Source organism: Ruegeria lacuscaerulensis (assembly GCF_013034685.1).
Lineage (GTDB): Bacteria > Pseudomonadota > Alphaproteobacteria > Rhodobacterales > Rhodobacteraceae > Ruegeria > Ruegeria lacuscaerulensis_B.
This window is the reverse complement of record NZ_WQGO01000001.1, coordinates 292,623-308,902: the sequence shown is the minus strand read 5'-3', so window position 1 is coordinate 308,902 and position 16,280 is coordinate 292,623. Positions and strand designations below refer to the sequence as shown.

Sequence of the window (16,280 nt, the reverse complement as noted above, 5' to 3'; positions counted from 1 at the left end):
GTATCTTGTGCGCTGACCCTGCGTCGCTTTTGCCGCGGGACGATATTGTTGATGCATTTTGGAAGTTAGTTTAATGGTAAACTAATCTCTGAAACGACCTGCGCCGAGAGGGAACAATGGCAGCACACTCTTTTGATCTGATCGTAATCGGCGCCGGGCCCGGCGGGTATGTAGCAGCAATTCGCGCAGCGCAGCTCGGTCTGAAAACGGCCGTTGTCGAGCGTGAGCACCTGGGCGGTATCTGCCTGAACTGGGGCTGTATTCCAACAAAGGCGCTGCTGCGATCTTCAGAAGTGTTTCACCTTATGGAACGCGCCAAGGATTTTGGTCTGAAGGCCGACAAGATCGGGTATGATCTGGATGCGGTGGTTAAAAGGTCGCGCGGGGTTGCGGCGCAATTGTCAGGCGGCATTGGTCATCTGCTGAAAAAGAACAAAGTGACCGTTGTGATGGGCGAGGCAACGATCCCGGCCAAGGGCAAGGTCTCGGTCAAAACCAAAAAAGGGACCGAGGACCTGACGGCCAAGAACATCGTGCTAGCGACGGGCGCGCGAGCGCGCGAGTTGCCCGGTCTTGAGGCGGACGGCGATCTGGTCTGGACCTACAAACATGCACTTCAACCTCCCCGGATGCCTAAAAAGCTGTTGGTGATCGGGTCAGGCGCAATTGGGATCGAATTTGCCAGCTTCTACAATACACTGGGCGCGGACACGACCGTGGTCGAGGTGATGGATCGGGTTCTGCCGGTCGAGGACGCTGAGATCAGCGCCTTTGCCAAAAAAGCCTTCACCAAGCAGGGCATGACCATCATGGAAAAAGCGATGGTCAAGCAGCTTGATCGCGGCAAAGGCAAAGTCACCGCGCATATCGAGGTGAAGGGCAAGGTCGAAAAGCACGATTTCGATACGGTAATCTCAGCGGTTGGCATTGTCGGTAATGTCGAGAATCTAGGGCTCGAGGCCTTAGGGGTGAAAATCGACCGTACCCACGTGGTCACAGATGAGTTCTGCCGGACCGGTGTCGAAGGACTGTATGCCATCGGCGACATCGCCGGCGCACCCTGGCTGGCGCATAAAGCAAGTCATGAAGGCGTGATGGTCGCCGAGCTGATCGCAGGTAAACACGCACACCCGGTCAAACCCGAAAGCATTGCGGGCTGCACCTATTGCCAGCCGCAGGTCGCCTCAGTTGGATATACAGAAGCCAAGGCCAAAGAACTGGGTTATGACATCAAAGTCGGCCGCTTCCCGTTTATCGGCAACGGCAAGGCCATTGCCTTGGGTGAGCCTGAGGGGATGATCAAAACGATCTTTGATGCCAAAACTGGCGAATTGCTGGGTGCGCACATGGTTGGCGCGGAAGTGACGGAAATGATTCAGGGCTATGTAGTCGGTCGTCAATTGGAGACCACGGAAGAAGATCTGATGAACACAGTTTTCCCGCATCCAACCTTGTCTGAGATGATGCATGAAAGTGTATTGGATGCCTATGGGCGCGTGATCCACATGTAAGTGAAGGGGGGCTCTGCCCCCGCCGCGGCAAGCCGCGACTCCCCCGGGATATTTTTAGCCAGATGAAGCGGGAATCCTTCATTCATCTGGCCTTAAATATCCCGGAGCGCGAGGCAGAGCCTCGCTTAGCCCCTAGTTGCTCAGTGCGTGCAGGATACGGGCCCAGGACCGGATGCCTTTGTGGAAGCTCTTTACGTCGTATTTCTCGTTCGGCGAATGAATCGCATCGTCGTCATTGGCAAAACCGACCAGCATGGAATCCAGCCCCAATTCGGTGCTGAAATATCCAACGACCGGGATTGATCCTCCCATGCCAGTAAAGACAGCCTCGCGCCCCCATTCGTCCGATAGCGCGCCGCGTGCGGCCTCGAATTCGGGGCGATCCAGGTTCATCACCGAAGCCGGGGCGCCTTCAAGGTCGTTATCCCATTCAACCGTTGCATCTGCCGAAAGGCGATCCTCCACATGTTTGCGGATTTTGTTGCGCAGATCGTCAGGGTCCATATCGCCAACAAGGCGGCAGGTGATCTTGCAATGGGCGCGCGAGGGGATCACCGTTTTGGATCCCGCACCGTTGTACCCGCCCCAAAGCCCGTTGACCTCGAGTGTCGGGCGCGCCCATTGTTGTTCAAGGGTGGAATAGCCCTTTTCGCCATGCGGTTGCGAATAGCCGACGGAGTTCAGGTAGTCAGCTTCGTCGAAACCGCAGTCTTGCCATTGGCGCAACTGGTCAGCGGGAACCTCGTGGACGCCATCATAAAAGCCGTCGACTGCAACCCGACCGGTTTCGTCATCGTAGAAAGAGGCAACAATCTTCGACAATTCTCGCAACGGGTTCAGACCCGGTCCCCCGTAGTGGCCCGAGTGCAGGTCGATCCGGGGGCCGACGATGGTGAATTCGTCCTTGAGCATCCCGCGCAGCTGAGACGCGATTGAGGGCACCCCACGCGACACCATCGAGGTATCGCAAACCAGGGCCAGATCGGCTTTCAACTCGGCCGCGTTTTCGCGCAGGAAGGGCACCAGTGAGGGCGAACCGGATTCCTCTTCGCCTTCGAAGAAAAAAGTAATGCGGCAAGGCAGGGTGCCGTGAACGGCTTTCCAGGCGCGGCAGGCCTCGACAAAAGTCATCAACTGCCCCTTATCGTCCGAGGATCCCCGCCCCCGGATGACGGGGCCGTTGTCGGTGTCTTCGATGGCCGGGTCGAACGGGTCGCGGTTCCACAGGTTCAGCGGGTCCACTGGCTGCACGTCATAGTGCCCGTAAAACAGTACATGCGGCGCGTCGTTATCTTCTCCGATATGCCCAACGACCATCGGGTGGCCCGTGGTTTCGCGCTTTTCTGCCTGAATGCCGATGGTTTTCAGGTCGGCTACCAGCCAGTCCGCAGCTTGGCTGACTTGAGCGTCAAAAGCCGGGTCAGTCGAAATCGAAGGGATGCGCAGCAATTCCATCAACCGATCGATTGAGGTTTGCAGATCGGCGTCGATACGGGTGAGAACTGCGTCAAGCGTCATGAGGGGGACTCCGGCCAAAAGGATTTCTGGCGGCACCCTAACAGGGCGATCCTTGCCGTCCAGTCCGTTTGCTGTCAAAAAAGGCGCAATAACTGACGCATGCGACCGCCCCCTGCGTCGTTTCCTCGCGTTTCTTGGACGTAAGTTTACTTGTCGGGTAGGATGTGAGGCGATATTTGATGCAAATCAAATAAGCATTCCCAGACTCACTTATATGGTGCGATCACTTGGGACCATATCGGCGTCGGATGAAAACGGGGTCGGGGAAGATGTTCGGTCAATGCGGATTGGCCGGGCTTTTAAGGAGAAACCGGTGGACTATACTGCTCAGCTCGATACCGCGATTGCCAGGCTGCACGACGAAGGACGCTACCGGACCTTCATCGACATCGAACGTCGCAACGGCCATTTCCCGCATGCGGTACACACGCGCCCGGACGGGTCCACACAGAACATCACCGTCTGGTGCGGCAATGACTACTTGGGCATGGGCCAGAACCCGGTTGTCCTGAACGCGATGCACGAAGCTGTGGATTCGGCAGGGGCCGGTTCGGGTGGCACGCGCAACATCTCGGGCACGACGGTTTACCACAAGCAGCTTGAGGCTGAACTGGCTGATCTGCATGGCAAAGAGGCGGCGTTGCTCTTCACCTCGGCCTATATTGCCAATGACGCAACGCTGAGCACGCTGCCCAAACTGTTCCCTGGTCTAATTATCTATTCGGATGCGCTGAACCACGCTTCGATGATCGAGGGCGTGCGCCGCAACGGTGGCGCCAAGCGGATCTTCCGTCATAACGACGTCGCTCATCTGCGCGAACTGCTGGAGGCTGACGATCCGGCCGCTCCCAAGCTGATCGCGTTTGAATCCGTCTATTCGATGGATGGCGATTTCGGCCCGATCGAAGAAATTTGCGATCTGGCAGATGAATTTGGTGCTCTGACCTACATTGATGAGGTTCATGCGGTTGGCATGTACGGCCCCCGCGGTGGCGGTGTGACCGAGCGGGATCGTCTGGCGCATCGGATCGACATCATCAACGGAACGCTGGCCAAAGCCTTTGGTGTGATGGGTGGCTATATCGCGGCAAGCGAGAAAATGTGTGACGCTGTGCGCTCTTATGCGCCGGGCTTCATCTTTACCACGTCGCTGCCGCCTGCCGTTGCTGCGGGTGCGGCGGCCTCGGTTGCATATCTGAAGACTGCCCCGGAACTGCGTGAGCTGCACCAAACACAGGCGAAAATCCTGAAGCTGCGACTGAAAGGGTTGGGCCTGCCGCTGATCGACCATGGCAGCCATATTGTGCCGGTGATCGTTGGCAATCCGGTTCATACGAAAAAGCTCAGCGATATGCTGCTGGACGACTATGGAATCTACGTTCAGCCGATCAATTTCCCGACCGTTCCGCGCGGAACCGAGCGTTTGCGGTTCACTCCATCGCCGGTTCACGGGCCGGATGAAATGAACGCTCTGGTGCAGGCGATGGACGAACTTTGGTCACATTGTGCGCTAAATCGCGCCGAACTCGCCGGTTAACCTCACGCCAAAGTGTGCAACGCGTTCATAGCGTGTTAGGCTTAAGCTAACAAAAGTAGCAGACGAATCGGTAGGCATGATTCGGCTCTTGCGTGAAACACGCGTAGGCAGAATGGGGCAGCAGGAATGATTGGGCGCAGATCTCAGCGCGGATCGGATGAGGACAGTGACGTCCGGCCGAAAGGCTATGACGATTATGAGGTCCGACTTGGCGACATGATGCGCGGCGAACGCGCGACGATGGGCAAGTCTCTTCTGGATGTTCAACGCGAACTGCGGATCAAAGCCACCTACATCGCAGCGATTGAAGAAGCAAACCCCGACGCTTTTGACACACCCGGCTTTATCGCCGGGTATGTGCGGTCTTATGCACGCTATCTGGGGATGAACCCGGATGAAACCTTTGCCGCTTTTTGCAAGGAAAGTGGGTTCGAAGTGGCCCATGGCATGTCTGCGCAAGCGTCGGTAGTGCGCAAGCCTATAGGCGGGCTGCCGGCCCGTGGCCCGATGGGCCATGATCCGTTCATGTCGCCCAATACACCCTATATTCCGGGAAAAGAACCGCTGGTCAGCCAGATCGACCCACGTGCCATCGGCTCATCGCTGGTGTTGCTGGCTGTGATCTGCGGGATCGGCTATGGCGGCTGGTCAGTGCTGAACAGAATACAGCAGGTTCAGGTCAGCCCGGTTGAACAGGCGCCGGTCGTTTTGTCCGATCTTGATCCTCTGGATGTTGCCCGCGCAACAATATCGACTGAAACCACGGCTGAGATCGAACCACCCAGCGTCGAGGCGCTGGATCGTCTGTATCGCCCACAGGCGCTGGATGTACCGGTTCTGGTCGCGCGTGACGCTCCGATCTCGACCCTTGATCCGCGTACGGTCGGGACTTTCCTGCCGCCCGAGCCGCCTCAGATCGAAGTGGCCGAGGTGCATACTGTTGAACGCCCGGTGCTACCACAAGTGGTCGAGCAACTGGACACCACGCTCAAGATCGTCGCGGTCAATCCGTCCTGGATGCGCGTGACAGCCGCAGATGGCAGCGTCATCTTCGAAGGCACGCTGGGCACGGTCGAGCAAGGCAACACGTTCGAGGTTCCGCTGACCGAAGAACCACCGCAACTGCGCGCAGGCGCGTCGGGGTCGGTCTATTTCTCGATGAACGGTGAACATTTCGGCCCGGTCGGTGCGCCGGGTACCGTGGCTAAAGGCGTAGTCTTGTCCAAGGATGCCGTGGCGGAAAACTACACGGTCGCCGATCTTGAGGCCGAGCAGAACAGCGCGCTCAAACGCTTGGTTGCCGAGCTTCAGGCACAGGAACCCGTTGCCGCGTCTGAATGATCTAGCCATTGCGATGGCGGGTTAAGCAAACTATCTAAAGGCGCAACTCTGGCTGTCTTGGACCCGACCCTCATGTCCCTCAATCACGTGCGCCCGTGGCGAAACATCTATCGCCGCAAATCCCGTCAGATCATGGTTGGCGACGTTGCCATCGGGGGTGATGCGCCGATTGCAGTTCAGACCATGACCAACACGCTGACCACGGATGTAGCCGCGACGGTAGCGCAAGTGCAGGCCGCAGCCGAGGCGGGGGCGGATATTGTGCGGGTCTCGGTCCCGGATGAGGCGTCGTCAAAGGCACTGAAAGAGATCGTGCGCGAAAGCCCTGTACCGATCGTGGCCGATATCCATTTCCACTATAAACGCGGCATCGAGGCTGCTGAGGCAGGCGCTGCCTGCCTGCGGATCAATCCGGGCAATATCGGTGACGAAAAGCGGGTACAGGAGGTGATCAAGGCCGCCCGCGACCACAATTGCTCGATCCGGATCGGGGTCAATGCGGGGTCGCTGGAAAAGCATTTGCTTGAGAAATATGGTGAGCCATGCCCCGAGGCAATGGTCGAAAGCGGGCTCGAGCATATCCGCATTCTGGAAGACAACGACTTTCACAACTTCAAGATCAGCGTGAAGGCCAGTGACGTGTTCCTGTCGGCTGCGGCCTATCAGGGGATTGCCGAGGCCACAGATGCTCCCATCCATTTGGGTATCACCGAGGCCGGAGGGCTGGTCAGCGGCACCATCAAATCCGCCATTGGTCTGGGCAATCTACTGTGGATGGGGATCGGTGACACGATCCGCGTCAGCCTGTCCGCGGACCCGGTGGAAGAGGTCAAGGTGGGCTATGAGATCCTGAAATCACTGGGCCTGCGCCATCGCGGTGTGAACATCATCTCATGCCCGTCCTGCGCGCGGCAGGGCTTTGACGTGATTAAGACGGTCGAAGCGCTAGAGCAGCGACTGGAGCATATCAAGACGCCGATGAGCCTGTCGATCATCGGCTGCGTCGTGAATGGCCCCGGTGAGGCGCTGATGACTGACGTTGGCTTTACCGGCGGCGGTGCGGGCTCGGGTATGGTCTATCTGGCGGGCAAGGCCAGCCACAAGATGTCCAACGATCAGATGATCGACCACATCGTTGAACAGGTCGAAAAGAAAGCGGCTGAACTGGACGCAGCGGCCGAGGCTGCGGAATAACCCAAGCGCGCGGTTCCGGGGAGGGATGTGTTCTCGACAGGGTGAACCGGTCTGTGTTGACAGGCCGCGCCGTTCTGGGGCCAAGTCGGGCCTATGAAGGCTACACTCGTCCTTGTTCTACTAATGTGGACCGCTCCCATCGGCGCGGCGCGCGCGTGTGAATTGGCATTGGCTTTTGCGTTGGATGTGTCGGGCAGCGTCGATGAGGCCGAACATCAGTTGCAACGCGATGGCGTCGCCGCTGCGTTGCTGGACCCTGACGTTGTAACGGCGATTTCGGCCCAACCCGGTGGCGTGGCCCTGATGGTGTATGAGTGGTCAGACTCGCGCCAGCAGACGCAGATTTCGGCCTGGCGTCTGGTCAAAGGGGTGGCAGGGTTGAAATCGATCGCTGCCGAGGTTCTGGCGGCCCCTCGAAGTGCAACGGGTGGAACCGGCATAGGCCCGGCGGTCGCGTTCGGAGCGTTGATGTTCGACTATGGGCCCGATTGCCGTCGGCGCGTCATAGATGTGTCAGGGGACGGCAAACACAATAACGGCTTTCGCCCCCATGTCGCGCGCGAGATGCAGGTGATGCAAGGTGTCACCGTGAATGCGCTGGTGATCGAGGGGGCAGAGCCCGAGGTGCTGGCCTACTACGTCGAGCACGTCATTTCAGGACAGGGCGCTTTTGTGGAAATTGCGGCAGGGTATGAGGACTATGCCGCAGCCCTTCGGCGAAAATTGCTGCGTGAAATTCCGATGGCTGTAGCCGATCGGTAAGGGATAGGGCGGCGCACTATTGCGCGCCGCCTGTGTTTAAACTTAGCCTTGTTCAGCCCGCACGGCGTCTGCAATTTGCAGCATCTGGTCGGCAGTCAGATAGCCGCGCAGCATTTCGGTGCCAAGAACGAAGGACGGTGTGCCTTGGATTTGCATCCGCCGCGCCAATTCGCGGGTCTGGTTAATCTCATCGGTCACACGATCGCTGTCCATCGCTGCCAAAATGGCATCGCTATCCAGCCCCAGACCATCCGACAAACGGCGCAGAGAAACCTCGTTTGGCTCACCACCAAAGTCCAGCAGAGCGTCGTGCACCAGCTTATAAGCGTCATCGCCCGCCACATGCTTGGTGGCCACGGCAAAGCGGGAAGAGACCACCGAGGCTTCGCCCAGGATCGGGAATTCCTTGATCACCAGACGGATATTGCCGTCTTCGGACAACAGCTCGGCCACTTCGGGGACGGCCCGGCGGCAATAGCCGCAGCGGTAGTCCATGAATTCGACCAGCGTGATGTCGCCATCGGGATTGCCACCCACCCAGCTGTAGCCATCATTGAACAACTCGTCGGCATTGACTGCGACCAGTTCTTGATCCGCGGCGGCCTCGGCCTGAGCGTTGCGTTGTTCAAGGATGTTGATCGCTTCGATGATGACCTCGGGGTTTTCCAGAAGATAGGCACGTACCTGCGCGCCGAACTGCTCTCTCTCGGCATCGCTCATGGTGTTGAGGTCCAACGCCTGCGCCGGGGCGGCAAGCAGGGAAAGCCCCAGAAGGGCCGGTGCAGCATGTCTGAGGATCATTTCCGTTTCCTTTTCGATTTCTTTGCGTTTTCCGAGGCAATCAGCACATCCTGTGCCCGTTGCCAACCTGTTGAACCCTCGGGTAGTTGCCCGAGAGCGCGTCTTGCGTGAATACCTGCATCGGTAAGCTTGCCTTGCAAGGCATATCTTTCCGCCGTAACGACTGAGGCCATGCCAGTGTTGCCGACCCGCGCATATGCCACGCTCAGGTCTCGCAGAGAGCCAGTGTTGCGATGGTCGCGGGCGCGTGCCTTTTCAAGCACTTGCAGGGCGTCTTTCGTCCGATCCTGTGCTAAAAGCGCGCGACCGTAGCCTGCAAGGATCAAGGCGTTGTTTGGTGCCATCTCCATCGCGTGACCATAGGCCGCAACGGCCTCGGGCAACTGACGGTTTTCCAGCAGGATCTGGCCTTTCAGTTCATAGTAATAAGGATCGTCGGGGCGAATGGCCAAGGCGCCGTCAATGGCGCCCCTCGCTTCCGCAAGATTGCGGTTCTGGTGATGGGCCGCCGCCTCGCGCATCAGGCGAATGTCTTGCGCGGTTTCCTCTTTCGCGCGTCGCAATGTCCACGAGGGCGCGCGCAGGAAGGCGGATAACTTTCCTTTCACGCGGGCAAACCAATATTCTGCCTGCGCGTTGGGGACCGCAGACGCGCCAAATTCCCCTAAAAACGTCTGGGCCGCGCGCAGACGATCGCGGTTGGTGGGGTGCGAGCGCATATAGGGGTCCTGATTGGCCTCGCTCAGCAGCTCCTGACCCACGAATTTCTGGTGCAGGGCAACCATCCCGCTGGGTGAAATACCTGCCCATCGCAGATAGCTTGCTGCGCTGCGGTCGGCCGAGGATTCCTCGGCCCGTGTGTGCCCCAGAAAACTGCGCAAGGCCGAGCTCGAGGTGCCCGCAGCGATACCTGCCGCTGCTTCACCACCTCCGGCGACGGCAACGGCCAGCGCAAGCGCTGTTCCCAACCCGGCATTGCGTTTGGCGGCTTTCAGGTTTTCGAACCGGCGGGCGAGATGGCCGTTGGCAATATGGGCGGCCTCATGCGCGATCACCGCTTGCAGCATCTCAGGGGTGTCCACGGACAGGATCAGGCCGTAGTTCAGATAGATCGCGTTGTTGTCGATAACGAAGGCATTGAATGTGCTGTCATAAACGACCAGAATTTGCACCCGATTGGTGTTCAGCCCGGCGGCCCGCAGCACAGGAAAGGCCAGTTCACGTAGGCCGTTTTCGATGTCGGGGTCGCGGATCAAGCTTTGCGCATTGGTTTGAGCTGCGCTGACGAACCAAGTCATCACACATAGAAACAGGGCCGGGATTGACGCCAGCCTGGATACACGCTCAAAAGCCATACAAGCAACATGGGAGATGGGCATGAGAAACTCAACCCGGTCCGGCGTCGATCCGTTTATTGTGATGGACGTGATGGAGGCCGCACGAAAGGCCGAAGAGGCGGGTCGCCACATCATCCATATGGAGGTCGGTCAGCCCGGAACCGGAGCCCCCAAGGACGCGACCGAAGCACTGGCGAAGGCTATGCAGGACAACCCTTTGGGCTATACTGTGGCGCTTGGAATGCCCGCGCTGCGACAGCGGATCGCGCAGCTTTATGATGAATGGTACAAAGTCGATCTAGATCCCAATCGAGTTGTCGTGACGCCGGGCTCTTCGGGCGCGTTTCTGCTGGCCTTCACGGCCCTGTTCGACAGCGGCGACCGCGTCGGAATCGGCGCTCCGGGCTACCCGTCTTATCGTCAGATCCTAAAGGCTCTGGGCTTGGTTCCGGTTGATTTGCCAACCGCGCCTGAAAACCGATTGCAGCCTGTGCCTGCGGATTTCGCCGGGCTCGATCTGCAAGGGCTGATGGTGGCCTCTCCTGCAAACCCGACCGGCACCATGCTGAACCACGCGGCCATGGGCGCGCTGATCGAGGCGGCGCAGGGGCAGGGCGCATCCTTCATCAGCGACGAGATTTACCATGGGCTGGAATATGAGGCCAAAGCCGTCACCGCGCTGGAGCTGACGGATGAATGCTATGTGATCAACTCGTTTTCCAAGTATTTCTCGATGACCGGCTGGCGTGTCGGCTGGATGGTCGTGCCCGAGGATCAGGTGCGTGTGGTTGAGCGGATCGCCCAGAACATGTTCATTTGCGCGCCGCATGCCAGTCAGGTGGCGGCTCTGGCGGCGATGGAATGCGAGGATGAGTTGCAAGCCAATCTGGACGTCTACCGCCAGAACCGCGCTTTGATGCTGGAAGGTCTGCCCAAGGCCGGGTTCACCAATATCGCACCACCGGACGGGGCGTTTTACGTCTATGCCGATGTATCCGACCTAACCGACGACAGCCGCGCCTTTGCGGCCGAGATTTTGGACAAGGCCGGCGTAGCCGTCACGCCCGGTCTGGATTTCGATCCCGAACGCGGCCACTGCACCTTGCGCTTTTCCTATGCCCGCTCCACCTCTGATATCCGTGAGGGGCTAGACCGATTGCGTATCTTTATGACCGAGCGGGGCAATATTGGGTAGAGCGTTCACAAACCGGCGCGGCTGCGTTAGTCTGCTGGTCAAACGATCTCGGGATAACTTGAGGCCATGAGCAGGATTTTCTACGCCATAGTGCTGATCTGGGCGCTGACGGGGGCTGCGGTTGCGCATGAACTTAGCGCGCTGGCCCGTGTGTTGCCCGATGAAAGCCGCATCGTGGATGAGGGGCGCTCGGGCGTGCGGGTGCAGCTTGGGCTCAGCCAAGGGGTTCCCTACCGTGTGTTCACGCTGCGCGACCCCTACCGGATGGTTCTGGACTTTCAGGAGGTCGATTGGACCGGGCTGAAAGATGCGGATTTCTTGCAGACGGATCGGATCAGTAGCGTGCAATTCGGGGCCTATGTCCCCGGATGGTCTCGCATGGTGTTGGACCTTGGCGCCCCCTTGGCGGTCGAAGGCGCTGATTTGCGGATCGACGAGGCAACGGGGACGGCGGCCCTGACGCTTGACTTGAAGGGAACCGACTTTGATACGTTTGTTGCCAGCGCCGGAGCACCCCGCCAACCGGAGTGGGACTTGCCCGAACCCTCGGTGTCCGCGCCAGATCAAGAGGCGGATGGCCCGCGCCCGCTGCGGGTGATGCTGGACCCCGGCCATGGCGGCATTGATCCAGGTGCCGAGGTAAACGGGCTAGACGAAAAGACCCTGATGCTGACCTTCGCCCGCGAATTACGCGAAGTTCTTTTGCGCACGGGAGGCTACGAGATCGTTTTGACCCGAACCGATGATCATTTCGTGTCGCTGGAGCGCCGTATCGCGCTGGCGCACCGGGCGGGCGTGGATGTGTTCATCTCACTGCATGCGGATATCCTGTCGGAAGGGCGCGCTCATGGAGCGGCGGTCTATACCCTGTCGGAAGAGGCTTCGGACGTGGCCAGCCACAAACTGGCCGAGCGGCATGACCGGGGTGATCTGATCTCGGGCATCGACCTCAGCGGGGCCGACGATCAGGTCGCCGATGTTCTTCTGGACCTGGCGCGTCAGGAAACCAAACCGCGCACCGATGCGCTGGCCGCAGCGCTGGCCAATGGCATGACGCAGCAGGGCGGGCCGATGAACAACCACCCGATCCGCACCGCTTCGTTTTCCGTTCTCAAAGCAGCTGACATCCCTTCGGTTTTGATCGAGCTTGGCTTTCTGTCCAGTCCCAGAGACTGGAAAAACATCAATAATCCAGAGTGGCGCTTGGGTATGGCACATGGCATCCGCGACGGGCTTGAAGTCTGGCGTCAGCAGGATGTGATCCGCCGATCCCTGATTGGCCAGTGACCCTACGGCGCAAAACGGCTAATATGGGGCATCGTGTTTTGACCCAACGCGCGGGCGTCCCTATATAGGCGGCACCGCGAGCAAAAGGCAGTGACGTGATCCGTTTCATATTTTCGATCTTTGGGGCGATCTTCAGCCTCGTGACCCTTGGGTTTTTCATGGCCGCGCTGGTGATTGGCGCGATCTTCTGGATGTATGGGCGCGACCTGCCCAGCCATGAATCACTTGCGCAGTATAAACCACCCACGATTAGTCGGATCTATTCGGGTGAGGGTCAGTTGATCGACGAATTCGCGCAGGAACGCCGCCTGTTCACGCCTTCAGAAGAAATCCCTGATCTGGTGAAACAGGCCTTTATCTCGGCCGAGGACAAGAACTTTTACACGCACCAAGGCTATGACCCGCGCGGGATCATCGCAGCTGGCGTTGAGGCGGTGAAATCCAAGGGTGAAAACGTGCGTGGTGCGTCGACCATCACGCAACAGGTGATGAAGAACTTCCTGCTGTCCGGCGACCGTCGCGCCGAGCGCAAGATCAAGGAGATTATCCTCGCCACCCGGCTTGAGGATACGCTGGACAAGGAACAGATCCTGGAACTCTATATGAACGAGATCTTTCTGGGGCAGAACTCGTATGGTGTGACGGCGGCTGCGCAGACCTATTTCAACAAGACGCTGCAGGAACTGGCCCCGCATGAGGCGGCGACCTTGGCGGCGATGCCCAAGGCGCCTTCAGACTACCACCCGGTGCGCGAGAAAGAGCGCCTGCTGGCGCGACGCAACTATGTGCTGCGCGAGATGAATCAGAACGGATACCTCGACTTGGCCACCTATGAGGCCGAGGTGGCGCAACCGCTGCGATCGGTCCAAAACGGCGATTTCGAAAGCTTCCGTACCGCATTGCCGCCGCGTGACTATTTCACCGACGAAATCCGTCGTCAGCTGAGCGAGGATTTCGGTGAAGGTGAGTTCTTTACCGGTGGCTTCACCGTCCGCGCATCGGTGGATGAGGAAATGCAAGTCGAGGCCGCCAAGGCCCTGCGCACGGCGCTGCAGAAATACGACCGATCACGTGGGAAATGGCGCGGTACGGGTGAGGTGATTGCCGAAGACAAGCTCGCGGATGAAGCGCAATGGCGCGAAGCACTGGCGATTACGGAAATCCCCCGCGACGTAGAACTGCCGACGCAATGGTATCCGGCCGTTGTGCTGAACGTCGCCGATCAGTCTCTTACCGTGGGTATCGAGGACGGCCCGGCTGACGGCATCGTTCCTCGCTCTGACATCCAGTGGATGCAAGGTAACTTCTTTGACAACTTCAAGCGCGGCGACGTCATTCTGGTAATGGCCGGGGAAGTGGGCCAGTGGTCCGCCCGTCAGGTGCCCGAAGTGCAGGGTGGCTTTGTTGCGATGGACGTAAACTCGGGCCGTGTTCTAGCAATGCAGGGCGGGTTCTCGTATCAGGATTCGGTGTTCAACCGCGCCACGCAGGCACAGCGCCAGCCGGGATCGAGCTTTAAACCCTTCGTCTATGCCGCGGCGCTGGACAGTGGCTATAGCCCTGCCACCATCGTTGTGGATGCCCCAATTGAGGTGAACACGCCGCAAGGTCTGTGGCGGCCCAAGAACTCGTCGAACAAATTCTACGGTCCGACGCCCTTGCGGACCGGGATTGAACAGTCGCGGAACCTGATGACCATTCGTCTGGCACAAGAAGTCACGATGCCGGTGGTCGCGGGCTATGCCGAACGGTTCGGAGTCTATGACCGCATGGGGGCGTTTCTTGCGAACTCGCTGGGGTCCGAAGAGACGACGCTCTATAAGATGGTCGCAGCCTATGCGATGTTTGCCAATGGCGGCGAGCGGGTCGAACCCACTCTGGTTGACCGCATTCAGGACCGGTTCGGCAAGACGATCTACCGGCACGACGACCGGGAATGTCTGGACTGCAACTCGGCCTGGTTGGAGCCGGACGAGTCGCCGACCATCGTCACTGACCGTTGGCAGGTCATGGATGCGATCACCGCCTATCAGCTGACCTCGATGATGAAGGGTGTGGTGGATCGTGGAACGGCGTCGTCTTTTGTGAACCTGCCTGTGCCGACCGCCGGCAAGACCGGCACCACCAACGATTCGAAGGATGCGTGGTTTATCGGCTTTACCTCGAACATCGTGGCGGGCTGCTATATCGGTTACGACCGCCCGCGTCCCATGGGGCGGGGAGCCTATGGCGGCACTATGTGCGGCCCGGTTTTCCAAAGCTTTATGGAAACCGCGACCGAGAAATATGGCGGCGGTCCTTTCGAGGTTCCAGAGGGTGGTCATTTCATCAAGATTGACCGGTTCAGCGGCGCGCGCCTGCCACCGGAGGCGACCGGTGACTATGTGGTGGCCGAGTATTTCCGCGATGGTGTCGATGGGTTTATCGACCGTGTCTATGACGGTGGATTTGCGATGGGATCGGATCTGCCTTTGTTTGAAGAGGCCAGCTCGGGTCGTCAGGTGACAACCTCGACCGGGAACACCGTCACCGTCGGACCCAACGCCAGCCAGGGCGATGTGGCAACTGGCGGTCTTTACTGACACCTGATTGGTTTGCGGCCTCCGCTGTCTTGTGGTGGCCCCAACCTCTTGCTATCACGCAAGCCTGATTGAGCAAGTTGGGACCTGACCATGCGCGCCGAAACCCAGAATATCGTGGCGGAAATCGAAAAGTCGCTGGAGCTGCTGGCGCAGCGCATGGACTATGAGACCGCACCTCATCGTCTTGAGGAATTCAACGCGCGTGTTGAAGATCCGAACTTGTGGGACAATCCCGAGAATGCACAGAAGCTGATGCGCGAGCGGCAGATGCTGGTCGATGCGATTGAGACCTATGAAACCATCAAGACCGATCTGAGTGACAATATCGAGTTGATCGAACTGGGCGAGATGGAAGAGGACGAAGAGGTCGTTACCGACGCCGAGGGCGCGATCAAGGCGCTGCAGGCCAAGGCCGCCAAGAAAGAACTAGAAGCCCTGCTGGACGGCGAAGCCGACAGCAACGATACCTTCCTTGAGATCAACTCGGGCGCGGGTGGGACGGAAAGCTGTGACTGGGCCTCAATGCTGGCGCGAATGTATGTGCGTTGGGCTGAGAAGAAGGGTTACACCGTCGAGCTGCAATCCGAGACCGCGGGCGAAGAGGCAGGGATCAAATCGGCAGCCTATAAGATTTCGGGTCACAACGCGTATGGCTGGTTGAAGTCGGAAAGCGGCGTACACCGGCTGGTTCGGATTTCGCCTTATGACTCGGCGGCCAAGCGACACACGTCCTTTAGCTCGGTCTGGGTCTATCCGGTGGTCGACGACAATATCGAGATCGAGGTGAACCCGTCGGATATTCGGATTGATACCTATCGGTCATCCGGCGCGGGTGGTCAGCACGTGAACACCACGGACTCGGCGGTGCGGATCACGCACATCCCGACCGGAATCGTTGTGACCAGTTCCGAGAAATCGCAGCACCAGAACCGGGACATCGCCATGAAGGCGCTGAAATCGCGCCTCTACCAGCAAGAGCTGGACCGCCGGAACGCGGATATCAACGCCGCGCATGAGGCCAAGGGCGATGCGGGTTGGGGCAACCAGATCCGGTCTTACGTGTTGCAACCGTATCAAATGGTGAAGGATTTGCGGACCAACCATGAGACCTCGGACACAAAGGGCGTGTTGGATGGGGATCTGGACGGGTTCATGGCGGCGACTTTGGCGCTGGATGTGGCTGGCAAGTCCCGGTCCGAGGCGCAAGGCGAGTAA

At 59.0% G+C, this 16,280-nt stretch carries 12 protein-coding genes; 9 read left to right on the top strand and 3 right to left on the bottom strand.

Going from position 1 to position 16,280, the window contains the following annotated elements; all coding sequences use genetic code 11:
- Nucleotides 1-116 precede the first annotated feature (116 nt).
- The gene (gene lpdA, locus GOV80_RS01525; protein ID WP_170782597.1) at nt 117-1,511 is read left to right on the top strand and encodes a dihydrolipoyl dehydrogenase; all 1,395 of its coding nucleotides are present in this window, start codon (nt 117-119) and stop codon (nt 1,509-1,511) included.
- A gap of 132 nt (nt 1,512-1,643) precedes the next feature.
- Here the strand turns inward: lpdA and GOV80_RS01520 are convergent, their stop codons facing one another.
- Nucleotides 1,644-3,029, bottom strand: a complete 1,386-nt coding sequence (locus GOV80_RS01520) for a dipeptidase (RefSeq protein ID WP_170782596.1) — start codon at nt 3,027-3,029, stop codon at nt 1,644-1,646.
- A gap of 313 nt (nt 3,030-3,342) precedes the next feature.
- On the opposite strand from GOV80_RS01520, the gene hemA reads away from it, so the two are divergent.
- From hemA to GOV80_RS01500, 4 genes are all read left to right on the top strand, one after another.
- Nucleotides 3,343-4,566 (top strand): 5-aminolevulinate synthase, encoded by a 1,224-nt coding sequence (gene hemA / locus GOV80_RS01515; RefSeq protein WP_170782595.1) that lies wholly within the window; start codon nt 3,343-3,345, stop codon nt 4,564-4,566.
- 126 nt (nt 4,567-4,692) lie between these two features.
- Nucleotides 4,693-5,907, top strand: a complete 1,215-nt coding sequence (locus GOV80_RS01510; RefSeq protein ID WP_170782594.1) for a helix-turn-helix domain-containing protein — start codon at nt 4,693-4,695, stop codon at nt 5,905-5,907.
- Nucleotides 5,908-5,979: 72 nt separating this feature from the next.
- Nucleotides 5,980-7,101: a flavodoxin-dependent (E)-4-hydroxy-3-methylbut-2-enyl-diphosphate synthase gene (ispG, locus tag GOV80_RS01505; protein WP_170782593.1), complete on the top strand. Its 1,122-nt coding sequence runs from the start codon at nt 5,980-5,982 to the stop codon at nt 7,099-7,101.
- A 93-nt stretch (nt 7,102-7,194) separates the two neighbouring features.
- A complete protein-coding gene (locus GOV80_RS01500; RefSeq protein ID WP_170782592.1) occupies nt 7,195-7,863 on the top strand; it encodes a DUF1194 domain-containing protein in 669 nt (222 codons plus the stop codon).
- 42 nt (nt 7,864-7,905) lie between these two features.
- On the opposite strand, the gene GOV80_RS01495 is transcribed toward GOV80_RS01500, so the two are convergent.
- Both GOV80_RS01495 and GOV80_RS01490 read right to left on the bottom strand, forming a co-directional pair.
- On the bottom strand, nt 7,906-8,664 hold the full coding sequence (locus tag GOV80_RS01495; RefSeq protein WP_170782591.1) for a DsbA family protein: 759 nt from the start codon (nt 8,662-8,664) through the stop codon (nt 7,906-7,908).
- A complete protein-coding gene (locus GOV80_RS01490; RefSeq protein ID WP_170782590.1) occupies nt 8,661-10,043 on the bottom strand; it encodes a M48 family metalloprotease in 1,383 nt (460 codons plus the stop codon). Before GOV80_RS01490 ends, GOV80_RS01495 begins: the two co-directional genes overlap by 4 nt.
- Here GOV80_RS01490 and GOV80_RS01485 point away from each other — a divergent pair.
- The 4 genes from GOV80_RS01485 (at nt 10,042) to prfB (ending at nt 16,280) form a co-directional block, all read left to right on the top strand.
- Entirely contained in the window at nt 10,042-11,196 is a 1,155-nt protein-coding gene (locus GOV80_RS01485) for a pyridoxal phosphate-dependent aminotransferase (RefSeq protein ID WP_170782589.1), read from the top strand. The two genes, GOV80_RS01490 and GOV80_RS01485, sit on opposite strands and share 2 nt — an antisense overlap.
- A 66-nt stretch (nt 11,197-11,262) precedes the next feature.
- Entirely contained in the window at nt 11,263-12,483 is a 1,221-nt protein-coding gene (locus GOV80_RS01480; RefSeq protein ID WP_170782588.1) for an N-acetylmuramoyl-L-alanine amidase, read from the top strand.
- Between the two features lie 95 nt (nt 12,484-12,578).
- Nucleotides 12,579-15,065 carry a PBP1A family penicillin-binding protein gene (locus GOV80_RS01475; RefSeq protein ID WP_170782587.1) on the top strand — a complete coding sequence of 829 codons (2,487 nt, stop codon included), beginning with the start codon at nt 12,579-12,581 and terminating at the stop codon, nt 15,063-15,065.
- A gap of 90 nt (nt 15,066-15,155) precedes the next feature.
- Nucleotides 15,156-16,280: a peptide chain release factor 2 gene (gene prfB, locus GOV80_RS01470; RefSeq protein ID WP_170782586.1), complete on the top strand. Its 1,125-nt coding sequence runs from the start codon at nt 15,156-15,158 to the stop codon at nt 16,278-16,280.